Origin of the sequence: Streptomyces sp. NBC_00210, assembly GCF_045160975.1 — a bacterium.
Lineage (GTDB): Bacteria > Actinomycetota > Actinomycetes > Streptomycetales > Streptomycetaceae > Streptomyces.
In genome coordinates, this window is record NZ_CP108120.1 from 1622303 (window position 1) to 1641365 (window position 19063).

The window sequence follows — 19063 nt, forward strand, 5'->3', positions numbered from 1 at the left end:
CTGTCAGTGCTCCTGCGCGGCGAAGGCCGTGTACGCGGGCTCGTCGAAGAGGACGAAGCGCACCTCCGCCACGGCCGTGTCCGCGGCCCGCACCGTCTCGACGGCGATGCGTGCGCCGTCGTCGATCGGCCAGCCGTAGATGCCGGTGGAAATCGCGGGGAACGCGACGGTGCGGGCGGCCAGTTCGTCGGCGACTCGAAGCGACTCGCGGTAGCACGAGGCCAGCAGCGCGGAACGGTCCTCGGTGGCGGACCAGACGGGTCCGACCGTGTGAATCACATGGCCGGCGTCGAGGTTGCCGGCGGTGGTGGCGACGGCCTGGCCGGTGGGCAGCCCCCTGCCGTACCGGGAGGCACGCAGGGCGCGGCACTCGGCCAGGATGTCCGGTCCGCCGCGCCGGTGGATCGCCCCGTCGACGCCACCGCCGCCGAGGAGCGAGGAGTTGGCGGCGTTGACAATGGCGTCGACGTGCTGCTGGGTGATGTCTCCGCGGACGAGGACGACGGCGGGCTGATCGGTCATGAGGCCATCATCGCGCGCGGTGGCTCTCGGCGGGTGGGCGGCGCCGATCACCCTCCGCGGCGGCTCCCGGCGGGTGGCTGTCACCGGGTCCCCTCGGCGGCTCTCGGCCCGGTGGCTGTCACCGGGTCCCCTCGGCCGGGGCTCTCAGCGGGTGGCGCGCAACCGGCGCCAGACCGCCTTCGCCGCGTGGTGGCCGGACATGCCGTGCACGCCGGGGCCCGGCGGGGTCGCGGCCGAGCAGATGAAGACGGCGGGGTGCGAGGTCGCGTACGGCACCCGGGCGAGCTTGGGACGGATCAGCGTCTGGAGTCCGGCGAACGCCCCGCAGGCGATGTCCCCGCCGACGTAATTGGCGTTGCGCCGGGCGAGTTGGGGCGGGCCCGCGACCGCGCGGGCCAGTACGAGGTCGCGGAAACCGGGCGCGAAGCGCTCCAGCTGCCGCTCGATGACCTCGGTGGCGTCCCCTTCCCAGCCGGCGGGCACATGGCCGTACGCCCACAGGACATGCTTGCCCGCCGGCGCGCGGGAGGGGTCGATCACGGTGGGCTGGGAAGTGATCAGGAAGGGCACACGGGGGTCGCTGCCGGCGACGGCGGCGTGCAGGGCGGCCTCGATCTCACCGGCCGTGGGGCCGATGTGCACGGTCCCGGCCGTGCGGGCCTCCTGCGCGGTCCAGGGCATCGGACCCGACAGGGCGTAGTCGATCTTGAACGCCGCGGCGCCGTACCGATAGTGCTGATACGCCTGGCCGAGTCCGGCGATCCGGGCGAGCGCGGTCGGCGAGGTGTCGAAGATGTACGCGCGGGCCGGGGGCAGCTCGTCGAGCCGCTTCACCTCCGCGCCGGTGTGAATCGTGCCGCCCTGTTCCCTCAGATACGACGCCAGCGCGTCGGAGATCGCCTGCGAGCCGCCGCGGGGTACCGGCCAGCCCTTCTCATGGGCGGCCAGGGCGAACATCAGCGCGATGCCGCCGGTGGCGAGGCCGCTGGTCGGGGCGATGGCATGGGCTGCGAGCCCGGCGAGCAGGCCACGGGCCCGCTCGCCCTCGAAACGGCGCGAGATCCAGGTGGCGGGCTGGAGCGCGGTCAGCCCGAAGCGCACATATCGGTACGGGTCGCGAGGCAGGCCGTCCCAGGGCGTGCGCAGGAAGTCGGCGGCGAAGGTGTTCCAGTGGCCGAGGTAAGGGGCGACGAGCCGGCGGTACGCCCCGGCGTCACCGGCCCCCAGCGACATGGCGGTCTCGCCGACCGACCGGCTCAGCACGGCGGCGGTGCCGTCCGGAAATGGGTGGGCGAGGGGGAGTTCGGGGTGCAGCCACTCAAGGCCGTGCCGGGCGAGTGGCATGGCGGCGAAGGCGGGCGAGCCGATGCCGAGCGGATGGACCGCGGAGCAGGGGTCGTGGCGGAAGCCGGGGAGGGTGAGCTCCTCGGTTTTCGCTCCCCCGCCGATGGTGTCCAAGGCCTCGTACACCGCCACCGAGAAGCCACGGCGGGCCAGTTCGACGGCGGCGGTCAGTCCGTTGGGTCCCGCCCCCACGACGACGGCATCGAGCATCGACGGCACCTTCGGACTCCTTTGTCAGCCGATGGCCAAGGCAACCAGGATATTGGTGCGGGCGGGTGGCGGGGGCGGAGGGGGATTCCGGCGCGATGTTTTCCGGGGTCGGACGGATGGCCGGGCGGCGCGCGGGGGCTTTCCCCACCCCGCCCTCCCCCTATGGCCTGGCGGCCGTGGGAGGTACCCCCATCCCGTAACTGGGGGCGGTGCCCCCAGACCCCCCGGGGCGGGAGGGCCGGCGCCCCCGCACCCGCTGGGGACGGCCGCTGCGCCGCGGGGCACGGTGGGGGCGGCTCAGCCCGCCAGCAAGGCCCGTATCCTCGCCGCCGTCGCCGCGTCCCTCGCCGCCGTGAATGGCAGCGCATTCCCGCCCGTGATACGGAACGGCACCCCCGCCACCGTCACCTGCGCCCCTCCCGCCTCCGCCACCAGAAGCAGGCCCGCCGCGTGGTCCCACGCATTCTCCCAGGAGAAGGCCACCGCATCCAGCTCGCCCCGGGCCACGTACAGGTACTCCAGGCCCGCCGAGCCGCACGGGCGCGCGTGTACGCCGTCCACGTTCAGGCCCAGCAGGGCCCGCTTCTGGTCCGGGGTCGTGAAGTCCGGGTGCGACGTCGCCACCTCGAGCACCGCCCCGGGCGCGGGCGAACCGGCCCGCAGCGGCGTGCCGTTGAGCTCGGCGCCGCGGCCGCGGACGGCCGTCGCCATCTCGTCCAGCGCGGGGGCGTATGTCCACGACGCAAACACCTCGCCATGCCGTGCGAGAGCCACCAGCGTGCAAAAGCCCGGCTCGCCGTGGACGAACTGCCGGGTCCCGTCCACGGGGTCGACGATCCAGACCGGTGCGTCGCCCTGCAGCGCCTCGTACACCGACGGGTCTGCGTGGACCGCCTCCTCGCCGACCACGACGGAGCCGGGCAGCAGAGCCGTCAGGGACTCGGTCAGGTGCTCCTCGGCATTGCGGTCGGCCGTGGTCACCAGATCGTGCGGGCCATTCTTCTCGACGATCTCGTGCGCGGCGAGCTGCCGGTACCGCGGCATGATCTCGGTGGCGGCCGCCTTGCGGACCGCCTCCTCGACGTCGGACAGATCACCATTGAGGAAGTCATCGATCATATGTCCAGCTAAGCACGGCCTGCTGACATCGCGCTGTCCCCTCGGCGTCCCACCGCGTAACCCTGCATTTCCCCTGAGGTTCGCCGCCGCGGAGGGCACAGCCGTACGCGGGTACCGGGCGACCGCGCAGGGCCTGCCCTAGGACCACTGTTCACTGACAGTGACGTCATGACGCGGCGACGCAATCCGTCGATCACGGCCGGGTCCGTCCGGGACTCGACACTCACGCTGCCCGGCACCGCGAATTCATCGCGTGCGAAGAAGAACTTCGACGTCCGTGCAGGCCGGCCCCATACGCTCCGCCCATGACCCAGTCCCCCGCCCCGCCCCCTTCCGTGCTCAGAGCGTTCGGGGCGACCGAAGCGCCCGTCCTGCTGCCCGGCGGACCGGGCTCGGCCTGGCTCGCCGGCGAGCTGGTGCTCAAGCCCACCGCGCTGTCGCAGGAGACCGTGTGGCGGGCCGGTGTGCTGTGCCATCTGCCGGAGGTCACCGATTTCCGGGTGGCGCGGCCCGTCCCGTCGGCGGACGGGTCCTGGGCCGCGCACGGATGGGAGGCATGGCAGTTGATCGGCGGATCCCCCGATCCCCACCGCGCCGACGACGTCATCCGGGCGGGCGAGGAGTTCCACGCCACGCTGAAGGACCTGCCCAGGCCGCGCTTCCTCGGCGTACGTGACACGCCGTGGGCGCGCGCGGACCGGCTGGCATGGCAAGAGACCGACCGGGCACCGGAATTCGCGCTGCTCAAGCCGCTTCTCGCGGCATGCCGCCCCATCTCGGCCCCCGCGCAGATCGTTCACGGCGACCTCCTGGGCAAGGTCCTCTTCGAGCCCGGCCGCGCGCCCGCGATCACCGACTGGCCGCCCTACTGGCGGCCCGCTGCCTGGGCCTCGGCGATCGTCGCGGTCGACGCGCTGTGCTGGTACGAGACCGATCCCGCACTCCTTGAGCGGTGGTCGCATCTGCCCGACTGGCGTCAACTGCTCGTCCGCGCCCTGATCTTCCGCATCGCTGCGCACGAGACACTGGACGACGCCGCGGAGAGCGAGTACCGCCCGGTCGTGGATCTGGTCCTCGACTCCGCCTGATCCGGTCACGCGGCCGGAACCGGCCAGGCCGTCCACGCGGCGCTTGACGCCTTGCTCGCCACCGGGTGATTGTCGCCACCCGGGCTGCGCCATGACGGGCCGTGACCGAAGATCAAGGAGTGCGACGATGCACGTTGTGATCATTGGCGCCGGAATCGGCGGTCTCACCCTCGCGCAGGGCCTCAAGCGGGCCGGCGTCAGCGTCTCCCTCTACGAGCGCGACCGCACCCGTACCGAACGATTACAGGGCTACCGGATCCATATCGCCCCGTACGGCTGCCGCGCCCTGCACGCCTGTCTGCCCGCCGATGTCTACGACCTGTTCGTGTCCACCAGTGGCCAGGCCAACAGCACCCTCGCCTTCTTCACCGAGAAGCTCGACGAGCTGATCACCCTGAACACCACCGAAATCGGCATGGACACCGCCCATCTGACGGACACCTTCCGGTCGGTCAGCCGCATCACCTTCCGCGAGGTCCTCCTCGCGGGCCTCGGCGACGTCGTGCGGTTCGGCAAGACCTTCACCCACTACACGCACGAGCCGGACGGTCTCGTCACGGCCCACTTCAGCGACGGCACGCAGGCCACCGGCGACGTTCTTGTCGGCGCGGACGGGACCAACTCCGCGGTCCGCGCGCAGTATCTGCCGCAGGCCGCGCACAGTGACACCGGCGCGGTCGCCATCTCCGGCAAGGTGCCGCTGGGGAGCGAGGTGGCTCAGCTCCTCCCCCGCCCGTTCAGCACCGGTGGAGCCATGGTGCTGGCGCCGCACGGCTACTTCGGCTTCCTCGCCGTGCACGAGTTCCGCCGCGACGAGGGGGGTCAGGCGCTCAGCCTGTCGCCCGACTACGGCATCGACCCGGAGCTGCTGCTCGACAACACCACGGACTACGTCATGTGGAACGTGCTCGCCAGATGGCAGAAGTTCGGTGACCGCAAAGCGATTTCGGCGATGTCCGCCGAAGAGATCCGGGCGCTTGTACTGCGGACGGTCGGCGGCTGGCATCCGAACCTGCTGCGGCTGATCGAGGAGTCCGACACGGGCACCGTCTCGGTGCACCCGCTGTACACCTCGCGCAGGCCCGAGCCGTGGCAGCCCAGCAATGTGACAGTTCTCGGCGACGCGATCCACGCCATGCCGCCGACCGCCGGAGCGGGCGCGAACGCCGCCGTCGTCGACGCCGAACTGCTGTGCCGTGGGCTGCGGGCGGTCGGCGACGGCCGCCGACTCACCGACGCGATCGGCGAGTACGAGAAGGCGATGCTGGACCACGCCTTCACCAAGGTCGCAGCCGCCAACCGCAATCTGGAACAGGGCGTGGCGGACAACCGATTCGCCCTCGCCGGGTTCCGCACCTTCCTGCGGCTGGCGGGCAATGTGGGCCCGATCCGGCGCAAGATGACCGCCGCCATCGCGAGGTAGCGAGTCCCGGCAGGGCAGCGCCCGCGGGCAGGCAACCTCTATCGGTCTTCGCTCTCGATGACAGGTCCAGTGTCTCTGACCGCCATCGGGCCCCTCAGTCGGGGCCGTTCGGACGAGCTGACTCCCGGAGCGGGCGGCGCCGCGGGCGGGTAGACCTCGGCGTGCCGCAGATACTCCTGGGCCGCCGACTCCACCACCTGGGGCAGGATCTGGCCGAATGCCTCCATGCTGAGCACTCCTCTGGCCGCGGCCCGGCAGGCGGCTCTGCCCTGGCTCATGTGGTTCGGCAAGATCCGTTCCAGCTTCCCGACCAGCTCCCCCTCGGCGACCCGGCTCTGCGGGTCGTCGCGGTTCCACGGGACGACGATGCTCATCCAGGGGCGCGGCTCGGCGTCCAGGGCGGCGAGCCGCCGGCGCCGGTCATCGTCCTCCAGGGCCCAGCGGTCGACAAGAAGGATCTCGGGCCGGGTGGGCGGCCGAGTCTTGTCGGGCAACGCTTCATGGTCGAAAGAAGAGACTGTGGCCTGGTAGTTGAGCGAGCGCACCAGGTCCTGGGCGACATAGGCCAACGGCCGTGCGGAGTGCGGGTGGTACGGATTCCAGTCCTGTGCCTCCTCACCGTAGTAGTCGGGCGCCCGGCCTTCGGGCAGGTCGTGGCGGGTCGGCGCGGCGACCGTCACATGCATCGGGCGGGGGCCGCCGCCGGGCCTGCCGAAGGCGCTGGGCGCCTGCCGGTAGTCGACGGGATTGCCGGGGCCTATGCGGGTCGCATCCGCCGTCTTCACGATGCGTTTGGCGAGTTCGTAGACGGCTGCTTCGTACTCCTCCTGGAACAGGCGGAGTTTGATGAGCCCGTACAGCCCGTCGGTGACATAGCGGTCGCCCATGGCCTGGTGGTTGAACTGCAACCGCTCGGCAGGGCCCGGAAGTTGCGCGGGCGGCATCGGCACCCACAGCGCGGGGACGATCGCCTCGGCCGGACTGTTGCTCTTGGCCTGGTGATAGATCGCCCGCTGGGCGAAGGCGTACCACTCCTTGCCACACATCTCGCTGGCGAAGTACCGCGGCGAGAAGAGCGGCACGAACACCCGGCAGGTGGCCAGAACTTCACCCAGCCGCTCCGACCAGCCCTCCCCCGAGCGGATCTCCCGGTCCATGAACCCGGCGGGAGCCCCGGCCGGCAGATCGGTCATGGCCATCACATGGCCGCACAGATCCCGGAACAACCGCTCCACCCACATGTCCGGGTCCGGGCCCCCTGCCCCGTACCGCGGCGTGTGCGCATAACTCAAGAAGAAGTACGGCCGATGGTCCGCCGCCCGCTGCGATGAGGACGGCCAGCCCCGCGGTCCGGGCCGCGGATACGCTTCCAGCGGCTCGTCACGGGCCGGCTGCTCCTCGGTCCTGACCTCCGCCCGCAGGTTCTCGGTCCTGACCTCCGCCGGCTGCTCCTCGGTCCAGACCTCCGCCAGCAGCTCTTCCGCCCTGACCTCCGCCGGCTCCTCCACAGTCACGCCCAGCGCTTGCAGAGTCCGAGCGGATGCCTCCGTGAAAGGAGCGAGAGCGACGGACGCGGGCGATGTGTGCTGCCGCCCGGTGACAGCCGCAGGCAGCCGGGGCGACGCCGCAACCTCGGTGGCGATGAACTTTTCCAGTGTGTCGTACATCCGCCAGGCGTCACGCGCCCCCAGCCGGGACTCGAGCTGCGGGCGCACGCCCTGCCGGAAACGCAGCACGGGGCCGCCCGGCCGGGTACTGCTGTCGACGGTGACCAGGCCCCCCACCACGAACTCCGCGAGGTCGGCCGCCGTCGCGTCCGGGACGAGTTCCTTCTGGAGGAGCCGGAGCAGATCGACGTTCACATGAGGATAGGGCGAGCACAGTACGGCGAGTCGCGTCGCCGACGGCGAGGCACGATGCAAAAACGCCTCCACCACCGACTCTCCGTCGACAGCCGCGTCGGCCGGCACGGCCGGCCGGTCGGCGATGCCGGGGCCGGGCAGCAGCAGCGCCCCGCAACCGTCCGTGTCCGACCGCATGAGCATGCGGGACCAGGCCCCCACGGCTCGTGGCGTCAACGACATGACGGGAAGCGGCTGCCAGCCGCTCGCCGGGTCGACGGCGTCGGGGAAGGCGGCCTCCATCAGGCTCGGGGTGGTGAAGCGCAGTCGGCTGTTGGGCATCCCGGGCGGCCCGGGCGAGGTCACCCGGACCGCCGGAAGGTCCAGCCCCGTGGACCGCCACATCTTCGGTGGCAGCGGGTTGAGAAGGGCCACGGGCATGGTCTGCGCCCAGCCGTGGACCCTGTCCCACAGTTCTCCGCCGGCCCAGGCAATGGATACGCAGTCCGAGACGACGAGCGTCAGACGGCGCGGCTGAACGGCGCGGGAGCCGCCCCCGACGACCCGCTGCCCGAGCGGACCGCGCAAGTTCGGGCCCAGTTCATGGCTGTCGAGATACAGCACCCTCAGTGTCCTGAAGACTCCGGCCCGGGTGAGCAGCCTCAGCAGTGCGTCGACCGTTCCGCTCCACACGGCCATCGTGGGAGACCGGTCGAGCACCACTGTCGCGTCGAACCACCGCTCGGGAGCAGGGCGGAACGCGGGAATGAGTTCACCGCTGCGGGCATAGTCGGCGACTGTCGCGGCGAGGTCCAGCTCCTGCCTGCGGCCACGAGGCCAAGGCCGCTTGAACGGCTTCAACGCACGGGCGAGTTCCCTCACCCTTGCCAGCGAGCCGTTCCTCGCGGCCGGCACGCCGGCCACGGGCGCCGCGGGCTCACCGGTGGTGCGGACTTCGGTCGCCGTCGACTCGTACAGCGCGAGCCGGTTGCCGTCCTCGGTCCTCGCCCGACTGTGCCGTTCGCCGTCTTCCTCCGGTTCGGCACCCGGCGGCCGGCTGCCCACCTTCTCCGGTTCCTCATCATCCGGCGGCCGGCGGCCCGCCTCCTCCCCGGCCCCGCCCGCGTCGAGGTGTTCGCCCCGGGCGGCAGCGAGCCAGAGCAGTTCCGCGATCGACAGACCGTCCAGGCCCCTGTCGGTCATGTGCAGGGCGTCGACGACCCTGCCCAGAGCATCGGTGCCGGCCTCCGCATCAGGCACTGGAGAGGTCTTTCATCAGAAGGCCGATCAGCCTGCTGCGTTCCCCGCCGTCCAGGTCCTTGCCGCCGTCGCCGTTGAGCAGATGGAGAGTGCCGAGCAGCTGGTCGACGGCCACGCTCTCGCCCGCGGCGACGCGCCGGACGAAGTCGTCGACAAGCTCTGCCATGGGGCCGGTTGCGGGGACGTCCAATTCAAGGTGACGGCGCACCACTTCACGTACGAGGGACGAGGTGGGCGTCGGCATGCTGAAGCGCACACAGCGGCGCAGGAACGGCGCGGGCAGCTCCTGCTCCCCGTTGCTGGTCATCACGATGAAGGGGAACTCCGTGCACTGCACATGGCCGCGCTCGACGAGATGTTTCTCCTCCGAGTCCCACATCCGTACCTCGGCGGCGTCCTGCCCTTCGCGCAACAACTCCTCGATGCGGTACTCGCCCCTCTCCAGGACGTCGAGCAGGTCGCCGGGAAGGTCGAGATCCGCCTTGTCGATCTCGTCGATGAGCAGGGCACGCGGCTGCGGGGATGGCAGCAGCGCGGTCCCCAGCTGCCCGAGGTGCAAGAACGCCGCGATGTCGTCCTCGCCCGCATCGCCGCCGCCTGCTCGCGCCTTCTCCTGTTGCAGCCGGTGCGCGTGAATGCGGCCCAGTGCGTCGTAGCGGTAGAGCGCATCGCTCAGCGTGCTGCGTGATGTGACGTGCCAGCGAAGCACCGGCCCCAGCTCCAGCTCCTGAGCGACCTGTTCGATCACGGTGGACTTGCCTGTGCCGGGGCCTCCGGTGATCAGCAGGGGACGCCGCAGCACCAGCGCCGCGTTGACGGCGTCGATCAGACCCTCCGGAGGCTCGAAGACCTGGGCTGCCGAGCGCCGCGGGAAGGTGCGCCACGGCGGCGGTTGCGGCAGCCGCGTTCCCTCCCTGACGACGCCGTCCCCTCGGTAGTACGCGTTCCACGTCATTTGGTTTCCTCAAAGGGAGTCTGAGCAGGGGGAATTGAACTCCTGACAAGGCGGCAGAAACGAAGCCACTCACGGTCGTCCCAGACCGCGCGGAGGTCGGCGAAGTCCCCCGCTTCCTCACCGCGCCAGCGACGCCGATAGGCGCGTACGAGCCCCTCCGGCATGGTCATCCAGTGCTGCGCGAGGCAGCCGTGCCGGTCCTTGGGAAATCCCTCAGCGGTGTGCGGCCACAGCAGGACGGGGGTGTAGGCGAGCAGGGTCTCCATCAGCTGGTCGTCGAGCCCGGCGCCGTGCATCAGTCCGATGCCTCGCGCATACCTGCCGTTACGCAGCCGGCTCCGGAGCAGATGCCGGTCAGCGGTGTCCTCTGCCGCGAGCCAGTCGACCGGAACATCCGCGTCGCAGGCCGCGATGGCATCCCACCTGTCGCTGACCGCCCGCTGGATGCGCCGCAGCAGCTGGTCCCGGGTCAGGCGCCGGCTCCAGTGCAGGACGACGTCGTACTGCACGCCGAGGCGGAGGCCGAGCCCGGCTTCCTCCGGACGCCAGGCGAGCAGCAGTCCGCCAGGTGCGGCGATGTCCAGCCGCCGCAGCGGCAGATCCAGCACCTCGGCATGGTCCTCGGCCCAGGCCACGGCGGCTTCGACCGCGTTCTCCGCCCCTCGTCTGTCCACCGTCGCGCAGTGAAACTCCTCGTGGTGGAGCAGGCCGCCGTCCTGCAGCAGCCATGCCTCGATCACTTCGGGCCAGTCCCCGGTCAGGGACGCGTGCAAGGTCACCACGAGCCGCAGTCGGCGTTCGTCCTGCGTACCCGAGACATGTTCGGCCATGTCATTCACCGCCACCTGGGCGTCGATGGACCGCGCCCAGCGTTCGGACTCCTCGTCGCCCAATCGCTTCCCGGCCCCGTGGGCGAGCAGTACGACGAAGTGGGCGAGCGACCGGCGGCAGTCGCCGTCGGCGACGGGATAGTCGAACACCAGCCGGTCGACGATGGCGACGTCGGTGAGTTCCGCGACCGACGGGGGTGTGCGCTGCTGCGCTGCGAGCACGGCGTACAGGGCGTGGCGCATCCGGGCGGTGGTCAGTTCGGCGCCCATCCAGGACCGGATGAAATTGAGCGTACGTATGGCGACGAGGACACCGTCAACCGCGCGCAGGGCCCGATCGCGTGGCAGTGAGGGCGGGAGGGAACGGAGAGTGGCACGCCGTTCCGTCGCCGCGGCGAGGTCGAGAGGGAGCCCGGTGTGCTCCGGGCCGGCACCCGGCTCAATCGAGGGGAGCGCCGATGCCAGCTCCTCGCGCGCCAGCGGCCCGCACAGACTCCCCGGAAGTACGTCGTGGTGGCATGCGTTGCGAGTGAGCCACAACGGCTCCTGGGCGAAGGGGTCTCCGTCGTGCACGGTACCGGTCACGTCCTGGCCGACCACCGTGCTCCGCAGCTCCCGTACCGCTTCCTCGACCCCCAGCACGGCGCCCGCCCCCGGCACACCGGCACGCATGAACCCTGTCAGCGCCCGCGAGAACGACAGGTCGAAGGCAGGCTGGGTCACCGATGACCCCATGAGGAGAGCGAGGCGGCTGCGGCCACCCCGCGTCCCGGCCGCCAGGTCCTGTGGTGCGGGCAGCGCGCCGGTCGCGTGGCAGGTGTCGATGACGCCCAGCACACTGGGGATGTCCACATGGTTCGCCGCGGCTTTGAGCAGCTCACTCACGTTCACCGCTCGGTCCGTGGCCTCCTGCCTGGAGTCCGAACCCATCAGGTACAGAGTCGTCGTGCTGCCCTGCACGAAGCCGTGGCCGAGCAGCGCGAGGATCAGCGCGGCGCCCCGGTGGGCGGCGTGGTCGATGGCGTCCGAGACCACTGTGCGGATCGAGCTGCTCGTCAGGCCCTCGCCCGTGACGAGGGAGCGGCCGTCGGGAAGACCCGGATCACAGGCGCCGAGCTGCGAGTCGGCCAGCACGTCGTGCAGGTCGGCCGCCGCACTCTTGAGTCGCGCGAGCGGCTGCATGGCATCGCACTGGGGGGCGACGACAAGGAGATGGCGGCGCGGCCGGGAGGTGCTCATCCGGCGGTCCGGGATCGACCCGCTGCGCGCTTTCCCCTGACCACCAGCCGCAGCACCATCCGCACACTCCCCGCGAGTCCGACGTTAAGAAGCCTAGCAACGAGTGCCCCTCAGCGAGGCTTGTCACGCGGCTCGAGAGGTCCCGACTCGCAGGCGGACACGTGCAGTTGGGCCGACCCCGGGTTCAGAGCCCGGCCTCCTGGCTGGCCGTCTCCTGATTGATCGCTCCCCGCGCGAGCAGCAGCAGCGCGTCGACGAGGTCCTCGGAGGAGCTGCCGGTGGCCAGCCGGCGCAGCTGGAGGCCCATCACCAGCGCGACCGTGGTCGCGGCGAGGCGTTCGGCGTCCGGAACGCCGAGGCCGGTGAGGATCTGGGCCGCGAGCCGGTCGTACGCCGCGAAGGCCTCGGCGGCGGCCTCCCGCAGCCGCTCGTCGCGCCCGGCCTCGACGTACAGCTCGAAGGGCGCGATGTGCTCGCTGTCGAAGGCGGTGCCGCCCGCCACCTGGCCCGCCAGCGCGGCGGCGCCCTCGATGTCGACGCCGTCGCTCTGGCACTGGTCGGCGAGCTCGGTGAAGCGGCGGGTCTCCGCGCGCACGAAGTGCAGCAGGCTCTCGCGCAGCAGCTCGTGCTGGGTCTCGAAGTGGTACGTGACCGAGCCGAGCGAGACTCCGGCTTCCTTGGCGATCCGCCGGTTGGTGACCGCCGCGACCCCGTCCTTGCCGATGATCTGCAGGACGGCGGTGATGATGCGCTGCCGGGTCGCGGCCGAGCGGGCGGGATTGGACATGACGGTCATTGTTCCACCGGCACGCTCCCGGGGATCACGGGGGCGGATCGCGTCGTGGGGGCGGGCGGCCGCTTCTCGTACCACCGCTGGTCCGCCTCCAGTTGGGCGGCGAGCGAGATCAGCCGCTCCTCGCTGCCTGCGGGACCGAGGAGCTGGGCGCCGACGGGCAGTTGGTCGGAGGTGAGTCCGGCGGGGACGTTGACGCCGGGCCAGCCGAGTACGTTCCAGGGCCAGGCGTACGGGCACGCGGCCGCCATGGTCGCGTCGGTGCGCCAGGCGCTGAGCCCGTCGAAGGTGCCGATGCGCGGGGGCGGGGCTGCGGTGGTCGGGGTGAGGACCACGTCGTACGAGTCGAAGATGGCGCCGATCCTGGCGTGCTGGCGGGCCTCACGGGCGCGGGCGGCGCGCACGATGCGGCCGCCGAGGGTTCGGCCGTGGCTCATGGCGGTGCGGGTGCGTGGGTCGAGCAGTGCGGGTTCGGGGTGCAAGGCCGCGACCTCGGCGATCCCGGCGGTGGCGCGCGGCACGAAGGCGAGGCCGATCAACCCGTAGCGCGGCCGGGCCTCCTCGACGTGGTGACCGAGCCGGGCGAGCGCTTCGGCGAGCGCGGTGACGGCGCGACGCACCTCGGGGTGGGGCATGGTGCGGGTGAGGGTGAGCGGGGGCCGCCAGGCGAGGGCGATGCGCAGCCTGCCCGGGTCGCGACGGGCGGCGGCCGAGGCCTCGATCGCGTCGGGGCGGTGCAGGTCCTCGGGGTGCGGGCCCTGGACCACGTCGAGCAGCAGGGCGGCGTCGGCGACGGTCCGGGCGAGCGGGCCATTGACGGCGAGGCCCTGGAAGGCGTCCGCGTAGGGGTGCAGGGAGACCCGTCCGCGCTGGGGTTTGATGCCGACGAGATGGGTCCAGGCGGCCGGGATGCGGACCGATCCGGCGCCGTCGGAGCCGAGCGCCGCAGGTATGAGGCCCGCGGCGACGGCGGCAGCGGAGCCGCCGGACGAGCCGCCCGGGGTGTGGTCGGTGGACCACGGGTTACGGGTGGCGCCGAACGCCGGTCCTTCGGTGAACGGCCACTGGCCGAGCTCGCAGGAGTTGGTCTTGCCGACGATCACGGCTCCCGCGGCGCGGAGGCGGCGTACCGCCTCACCGTCCCTTTCGGCCGGTGGGAGTTCGCCGCAGCAGCCGAAGAGGGTGGGCAGCCCGGCCACATCGGTGTCGTCCTTCACGGCGAGCGGCACGCCGAGGAGGGGCAGCCGCTCCCCCGCGGCCAGTCGCCGGTCGGCGTCGCGGGCGTCGTCGAGGGCGCGTTCGCCGCGTACCCAGCGGAAGGCGTTGATGGTGGACTGGCTGGCCTCGATGCGCTCGATGGCGCGGGTGACCAGCTCCTCGGACGATGCTGCCCCCTGGCTCAACAGCCGTACGTGCTCTGCCAGTCCGCCGAATTCTTCTGTGGACACGACCGCCCCGCCTCCCTATTGTTCGTTCGAACGAACAGAACTGGAGGGTAACCAGATGCGCATCACCGGAGCAACCGTTCTGCTCACCGGGGTCACCGGCGGCATCGGCGGCGCGCTCGCCGCCGAACTGTCCGCCAGGGGCGCGAAGTTGGTGCTGACCGGCCGCCGCCGCGCGGCACTGGAGCCGCTGGCCGAACGCTATGGCGCGCGCACGGTCCTGGCCGACCTCGCGGACCCCTCGGACGTGGAGCACCTCGCCGACGAGGCGGCCGACGCGTCCATACTGATCGCCAACGCCGCGCTGCCCTCCAGCGGTGATGTCGACTACACGCCGGAGCAGGTGGACCGCGCCCTCGCGGTCAACCTGCGCGCCCCCGTCATGCTGGCCCGGCTGCTCGCCCCCGCCATGGTCGAAGCGGGCCGGGGCCATATCGCTTTCGTCGGCTCGCTCTCCGGCAAGGCAGCGACCAAGTCCACGTCCCTGTACAGCGCGACGAAGTTCGGGCTGCGCGGCTTCGCGCTGGGCTTCCGCCAGGATCTGCACGGCACCGGCGTCGGCGTCTCGATCGTCCAGCCCGGTTTCGTACGGGACGTAGGAATGTTTGCCGCCACCGGGGCGACTGCGCCCGCAGGGATGCGTACGGTCTCGCCGCGACAGGTCGTGGACGGGGTGCTGCGTGCCATCGAGCGCGATGTCGCCGAAATCAACGTCGCGCCGCTGGAGTTGAGACTGCTGAGCGCGATCGCGGGTCAGTTCCCGGCCTTCGCCGAACGGGTGCAGCGGCGGGGAGCGGGCGAGAAGACGGTCCGCGAGATCGTCGCGGCCCAGCGCTCCCGCCGCTGAGCCGGCCGGTCCGGCCCGGTCCGGTCAGGCCCAGCCGCCGAGTTGACCGGTCCGGCCGCCGAGCCGGAGCGGCGGGTGCGGGCGCTCATACCGCCGTTCGACGCCCTGTGGCCTTCATCAGCCCCACATACAGCGCGAGCGACGCCACGAGTCCCACCGCCCAGCCGTAGTCGGCCAGCGGCTTCAGGAAGGGGATCAGCCCGTCCTCGGGGAACGGCCCCTTGCCCTTCGCCGAGTGCGAGCCGCCCACCGCCAGCAGGCCGCCTACGCCGAACGCCACGACCGCGCGCGGATTCCAGCCGGAGGCGTACCAGTAGCGGCCGCCTGGGGTGTAGAGATCCGCCAGGTCGAGGACGGTGCGGCGGATCAGCCAGTAGTCCGCAATGAGAATGCCCGCGACCGTGCCGAGCAGTCCACCGACCAGACCGAGCCAGGTGAAGATGTACAGCTCGGGCGTCCCGGTCAGCTTCCACGGCATGATCAGCACGCCGACCACGCCCGTGATCAGCGCTCCCGTGCGGAAGTTGATGAGTTTCGGCGCCAGGTTCGACAGGTCGTACGCGGGCGACACGACGTTCGCCGCGATGTTCACCGAGATCGTCGCGACCAGCACCGTCACCAGCGCGTAGAGCAGTCCGAAGACGTTGTCCGTCTTGGCGGCGAGTGCGACCGGGTCCCAGACCGCCGCCCCGTACACCGCCTGGGATCCGGAGGTGACGAACACCGAGAGCAGGGCGAACAGCGTCATCGTGGTCGGCAGACCGAGCGTCTGCCCCCAGATCTGGGCGCGCTGCCCCGCGCCGAAGCGGGTGAAGTCGGGGATGTTCAGCGACAGCGTCGACCAGAAGGCGATCATCCCCATCAGGGAGGGGAAGAAGACCGGCCAGAAGTCCGCGCCCCAGCCCAGCTTGGAGGGCTGGTCGAGCAGCGGACCGAGGCCGCCCGCCTTGGCGGATATCCACACCAGCAGCACCAGCGCGCCGACGATGACAAAGGGCGCCGCCCAGTTCTCGAACCGCCGCAGGGTCTCCATCCCCCGGTAGATGATGGCGAGTTCGAGTGCCCAGAAGAGCACGAAGCAGACCCACAGCGTCCACGGCTGCCCGCCGACCTCGGACGCGTTCGTCCAGCCGCCGAAGATCGTGCCGAGCAGAATGAAGATGCCCTGCCCGCCGATCCAGGTCTGGATGCCGAACCAGGCGCAGGCCACCCCGGCCCGGATCAGCGCCGGCAGGTTCGCGCCACGCAGACCGAAGGAGGCCCGCGCGAGGACGGGGAAGGGAATGCCGTACTTGGGTCCCGCATGCCCGGTCAGCAGCATGGGGGCCAGCACTATGAGATTGGCCAGGGCAATGGTGAAGACCGCCTGCTTCCAGTCCATGCCGAGGGTGACGAGTCCTGAAGCGAGCAGCCAGGACGGGATGTTGTGGGCCATGCCGACCCACAGAGCCGCGAAGTTGTAGGTCGTCCAGCGGCGTTGGGCGACCGGGACGGGCAGCAGGTCGTCGTTGACGAAGCGGTTGTCGGCGGGGGCCGCGCCGGGCGCGAGCTCGACGCGGCCCGCTGTGTCGGAGATCGGTCCTTCTGAGGGCGCGGGCGGGACGGTCGCGGTCATGGCGTAGCGGCCCCTTCAGCAGTCTTCAACGGTGTTGAGCGGTGTTCAGCGGTGTTCAGCGGTTGAGTGCCGGGATGATCTCGGAGCCGTACGCGTCGATGGTCGCTTCCTTCGCGTCGTGCATGTTGTAGACGGCGAACTGGTCGACGCCCAGCTCGCGCAGTTCCTTCAGTTTCTCGATGTGCGCCTCGGCCGGGCCGAGCAGACAGAAGCGGTCCACGATCTCGTCCGGGACGAAGTCCGTCGACGGATTCCCGGCACGGCCGTGGTGGCTGTAGTCGTAGCCCTCGCGCGACTTGATGTACGAGGTCAGGGCGTCGGGCACCAGGTCGGAGTGCTCGCCGTAACGGCTCACCAGGTCGGCGACGTGGTTGCCGACCATCCCGCCGAACCAGCGGCACTGTTCGCGGGCGTGCGCGAGGTCGTCACCGACATACGCGGGCGCGGCCACACAGATGGTGACGGAGTCGGGGTCCCGCCCGGCGTCGGATGCCGCCGTCCGTACAGCACTGACCATCGACGCGGTCAGATACGGGTCGGCGAGCTGGAGGATGAACCCGTCGGCCTTCTGGCCCGCGAGCGCCAGCGCCTTGGGTCCGTACGCCGCCATCCACACCGGCAGTTTCCCGCCGCGCACCCAGGGAATCCGCAGCGGCTGCCCGTCGACCTCGGCCTCCCGGCCCTCGGCGAGATCGCGGATGACGCCGATCGCCTCGCTGAGCCTGGCCAGCGTGTTGGGCTTGCGGCCCGCGACTCGCATCGCGGAATCGCCGCGCCCGATGCCGCACACCGTGCGGTTGCCGAACATGTCGTTCAGCGTCGCGAAGGTGGAGGCGGTGACTTCCCAGGTCCTGGTCCCGGGATTGGTCACCATCGGTCCGACGTGCATCTTCTGCGTGTGTTCCAGGATCTGGCTGTAGATGACGAAGGGCTCCTGCCAGAGCACCGCCGAGTCGAAGGTCCACCCGTAGCGGAAGCCGTTGCGTTCCGCGCGTCGCATCAGCGAGACGACGGCCGAGGCCGGCGGGTCGGTCTGCAGGACGAGTCCGAAGTCCATGCGTAGTGCTCCTCGTTCATGTGCCGACTAGTTGAGGTACTGACTAGTTGAGGTACTGACAGGTGCCTCGGGGGGTGTACTGACCGTGCCCTGCCCGGCCGGTGAACTCGCGCTGGTCGATGACAACATCGCCGCGCGAGAGCACGGTCTCCACCTGGCCGGTGATCTGCTTGCCCTCGTACGCGGAGTAGTCGACGTTCATGTGGTGGGTCTCGACGGAGAGGGTCTGCTCGGCGTGCGGGTCGTAGATGACGACATCGGCGTCGGCGCCGGGGGCGATGGTGCCCTTCTTCGGGTAGAGGCCGAACATCCGGGCCGGTGTGGCGCAGGCGATCTCGATCCAGCGGCGGCGGGTGATGTGTCCGTCGACGACCGCCTGATGGAGCAGGTCCATCCGGTTCTCCACGCCGGGCAGGCCGTTGGGGATCTTGGAGAAGTCGCCGCGGCCGAGCTCCTTCTGGCCGACGAAGCAGAACGGGCAGTGGTCGGTGGAGACGACCTGGAGGTCGTTGGTCCGCAGTCCGCGCCAGAGTGCGGCCTGGTGCTCGCGCGGCCGCAGCGGCGTGGAGCAGACGTACTTCGCGCCCTCGAAGTCCGGCTCGGCGAGGTTGTCGGTGGACAGGAACAGATACTGCGGACAGGTCTCGCCGAAGACGTTGAGTCCCTTGTCGCGGGCGGCCGCCAGCTCGGCGACGGCTTCCTCGGCCGACACATGGACGACGTAGAGAGGGGCTCCGGCGACCCGGGCGAGCTGGATGGCGCGGTGGGTGGCCTCCGCCTCGAGCAGGGCCCTGCGCACCTCGCCGTGGTAGCGCGGATCGGTGCGGCCCGCGGCGAGCGCCTGCTCCACCAGGACGTCGATGGCGATGCCGTTCTCGGCGTGCATCATGATCAGCCCGCCGTTGGTGGCGGAGCGCTGCATGGCGCGCAGGATCTGGCCGTCGTCGCTGTAGAAGACGCCGGGGTAGGCCATGAAGAGCTTGAAGGAGGTGATGCCCTCCTCCACCAGCTTGTCCATCTCCTTCAGGGACGACTCGTTCACGTCGGAGAGGATCATGTGGAAGCCGTAGTCGATGGCGCATTTGCCGTCGGCCTTGGCGTACCAGGCGTCGAGCCCTTCGCGCAGGGCGTGTCCTACCGACTGCACGGCGAAGTCGACGATGGTGGTGGTGCCGCCCCAGGCGGCCGCCCGGGTGCCGGTCTCGAAGGAGTCCGACGCGAAGGTCCCGCCGAACGGCAGCTCCATATGGGTGTGCGCGTCCACGCCGCCCGGGATGACGTACTTGTTCGCGGCGTCGATGGTGCGGTCGGCGGTCCACGCCTCGGCGACGGCAGAGCCGTGCGCCGCGAGCGCCACGATCCGGCCGTCCTCGATCAGTACGTCCGCGTGGATCTCGTCCGCCGCGGTGATGACCAGACCGCCGCGGATCAGGGTGCGGGTGCTGCTCATGCTGGTGCGCTCCCTCTCGTACTCT

Annotated in this window: 14 protein-coding genes and 2 pseudogenes; 3 read left to right on the plus strand and 13 right to left on the minus strand. The window is 70.9% G+C overall.

Annotated elements, in window-relative coordinates:
• Window positions 1-3: 3 nt before the first annotated feature.
• The 4 genes and pseudogenes from OG729_RS07315 to OG729_RS07330 form a co-directional block, all read right to left on the minus strand.
• Window positions 4-522 (minus strand): O-acetyl-ADP-ribose deacetylase, encoded by a 519-nt coding sequence (locus OG729_RS07315; RefSeq protein WP_405805026.1) that lies wholly within the window; start codon window positions 520-522, stop codon window positions 4-6.
• Window positions 523-666: 144 nt separating this feature from the next.
• Window positions 667-2085: an NAD(P)/FAD-dependent oxidoreductase gene (locus OG729_RS07320; RefSeq protein WP_360880813.1), complete on the minus strand. Its 1419-nt coding sequence runs from the start codon at window positions 2083-2085 to the stop codon at window positions 667-669.
• A 288-nt stretch (window positions 2086-2373) separates the two neighbouring features.
• Complete coding sequence (locus tag OG729_RS07325; RefSeq protein ID WP_405805028.1) at window positions 2374-3195, minus strand: inositol monophosphatase family protein; 822 nt, start codon at window positions 3193-3195, stop codon at window positions 2374-2376.
• Between the two features lie 8 nt (window positions 3196-3203).
• Window positions 3204-3431, minus strand: a pseudogene (locus OG729_RS07330) (hypothetical protein); the annotation flags it as partial.
• A 69-nt stretch (window positions 3432-3500) separates the two neighbouring features.
• Here OG729_RS07330 and OG729_RS07335 point away from each other — a divergent pair.
• Window positions 3501-4283: a TIGR02569 family protein gene (locus tag OG729_RS07335; protein WP_405805029.1), complete on the plus strand. Its 783-nt coding sequence runs from the start codon at window positions 3501-3503 to the stop codon at window positions 4281-4283.
• 127 nt (window positions 4284-4410) lie between these two features.
• Window positions 4411-5706 (plus strand): FAD-dependent oxidoreductase, encoded by a 1296-nt coding sequence (locus tag OG729_RS07340; RefSeq protein ID WP_405805030.1) that lies wholly within the window; start codon window positions 4411-4413, stop codon window positions 5704-5706.
• Window positions 5707-5744: 38 nt separating this feature from the next.
• On the opposite strand, the gene OG729_RS07345 is transcribed toward OG729_RS07340, so the two are convergent.
• The 6 genes and pseudogenes from OG729_RS07345 to OG729_RS07370 all read right to left on the minus strand — a co-directional run bounded on the left by OG729_RS07345 (window position 5745) and on the right by OG729_RS07370 (window position 14072).
• Entirely contained in the window at window positions 5745-7079 is a 1335-nt protein-coding gene (locus OG729_RS07345; RefSeq protein WP_405811081.1) for a TIR-like protein FxsC, read from the minus strand.
• A gap of 270 nt (window positions 7080-7349) precedes the next feature.
• Window positions 7350-8750 (minus strand): annotated as a pseudogene (locus tag OG729_RS07350) (SAV_2336 N-terminal domain-related protein); the annotation flags it as partial.
• Window positions 8751-8799: 49 nt separating this feature from the next.
• Window positions 8800-9762, minus strand: a complete 963-nt coding sequence (locus OG729_RS07355; RefSeq protein ID WP_360878934.1) for an AAA family ATPase — start codon at window positions 9760-9762, stop codon at window positions 8800-8802.
• Window positions 9759-11831: a hypothetical protein gene (locus OG729_RS07360; RefSeq protein ID WP_360878937.1), complete on the minus strand. Its 2073-nt coding sequence runs from the start codon at window positions 11829-11831 to the stop codon at window positions 9759-9761. Before OG729_RS07360 ends, OG729_RS07355 begins: the two co-directional genes overlap by 4 nt.
• Window positions 11832-12015: 184 nt before the next feature.
• Complete coding sequence (locus OG729_RS07365) at window positions 12016-12618, minus strand: TetR/AcrR family transcriptional regulator (RefSeq protein ID WP_405805032.1); 603 nt, start codon at window positions 12616-12618, stop codon at window positions 12016-12018.
• Between the two features lie 5 nt (window positions 12619-12623).
• Window positions 12624-14072, minus strand: a complete 1449-nt coding sequence (locus OG729_RS07370; RefSeq protein WP_405805033.1) for an amidase — start codon at window positions 14070-14072, stop codon at window positions 12624-12626.
• 55 nt (window positions 14073-14127) lie between these two features.
• Here OG729_RS07370 and OG729_RS07375 point away from each other — a divergent pair, with 55 nt between their 5' ends.
• A complete protein-coding gene (locus OG729_RS07375) occupies window positions 14128-14916 on the plus strand; it encodes an SDR family NAD(P)-dependent oxidoreductase (protein ID WP_405805035.1) in 789 nt (262 codons plus the stop codon).
• Window positions 14917-15001: 85 nt separating this feature from the next.
• Here the strand turns inward: OG729_RS07375 and OG729_RS07380 are convergent, their stop codons facing one another.
• From OG729_RS07380 to hydA, 3 genes are read right to left on the minus strand one after another with little or no spacing between them, the layout of a single operon-like run.
• A complete protein-coding gene (locus OG729_RS07380; RefSeq protein ID WP_405805036.1) occupies window positions 15002-16531 on the minus strand; it encodes an NCS1 family nucleobase:cation symporter-1 in 1530 nt (509 codons plus the stop codon).
• A gap of 55 nt (window positions 16532-16586) precedes the next feature.
• Window positions 16587-17588, minus strand: coding sequence for a TIGR03842 family LLM class F420-dependent oxidoreductase (locus OG729_RS07385; RefSeq protein ID WP_405805038.1), 1002 nt, complete (start codon window positions 17586-17588; stop codon window positions 16587-16589).
• Between the two features lie 43 nt (window positions 17589-17631).
• Window positions 17632-19038 carry a dihydropyrimidinase gene (hydA, locus tag OG729_RS07390; RefSeq protein ID WP_405805040.1) on the minus strand — a complete coding sequence of 469 codons (1407 nt, stop codon included), beginning with the start codon at window positions 19036-19038 and terminating at the stop codon, window positions 17632-17634.
• Between the last annotated feature and the right edge of the window lie 25 nt (window positions 19039-19063).

What these genes read in the sequence shown, in the direction of transcription:
- OG729_RS07315 (WP_405805026.1), bottom strand. Translation starts at nt 522, where the DNA reads ATGACCGATCAGCCCGCCGTCGTCCTCGTCCGCGGAGACATCACCCAG.
- OG729_RS07325 (WP_405805028.1), bottom strand. Translation starts at nt 3,195, where the DNA reads ATGATCGATGACTTCCTCAATGGTGATCTGTCCGACGTCGAGGAGGCG.
- OG729_RS07335 (WP_405805029.1), top strand. Translation starts at nt 3,501, where the DNA reads ATGACCCAGTCCCCCGCCCCGCCCCCTTCCGTGCTCAGAGCGTTCGGG.
- OG729_RS07340 (WP_405805030.1), top strand. Translation starts at nt 4,411, where the DNA reads ATGCACGTTGTGATCATTGGCGCCGGAATCGGCGGTCTCACCCTCGCG.
- OG729_RS07355 (WP_360878934.1), bottom strand. Translation starts at nt 9,762, where the DNA reads ATGACGTGGAACGCGTACTACCGAGGGGACGGCGTCGTCAGGGAGGGA.
- OG729_RS07360 (WP_360878937.1), bottom strand. Translation starts at nt 11,831, where the DNA reads ATGAGCACCTCCCGGCCGCGCCGCCATCTCCTTGTCGTCGCCCCCCAG.
- OG729_RS07365 (WP_405805032.1), bottom strand. Translation starts at nt 12,618, where the DNA reads ATGTCCAATCCCGCCCGCTCGGCCGCGACCCGGCAGCGCATCATCACC.
- OG729_RS07375 (WP_405805035.1), top strand. Translation starts at nt 14,128, where the DNA reads ATGCGCATCACCGGAGCAACCGTTCTGCTCACCGGGGTCACCGGCGGC.
- OG729_RS07380 (WP_405805036.1), bottom strand. Translation starts at nt 16,531, where the DNA reads ATGACCGCGACCGTCCCGCCCGCGCCCTCAGAAGGACCGATCTCCGAC.
- OG729_RS07385 (WP_405805038.1), bottom strand. Translation starts at nt 17,588, where the DNA reads ATGGACTTCGGACTCGTCCTGCAGACCGACCCGCCGGCCTCGGCCGTC.
- hydA (WP_405805040.1), bottom strand. Translation starts at nt 19,038, where the DNA reads ATGAGCAGCACCCGCACCCTGATCCGCGGCGGTCTGGTCATCACCGCG.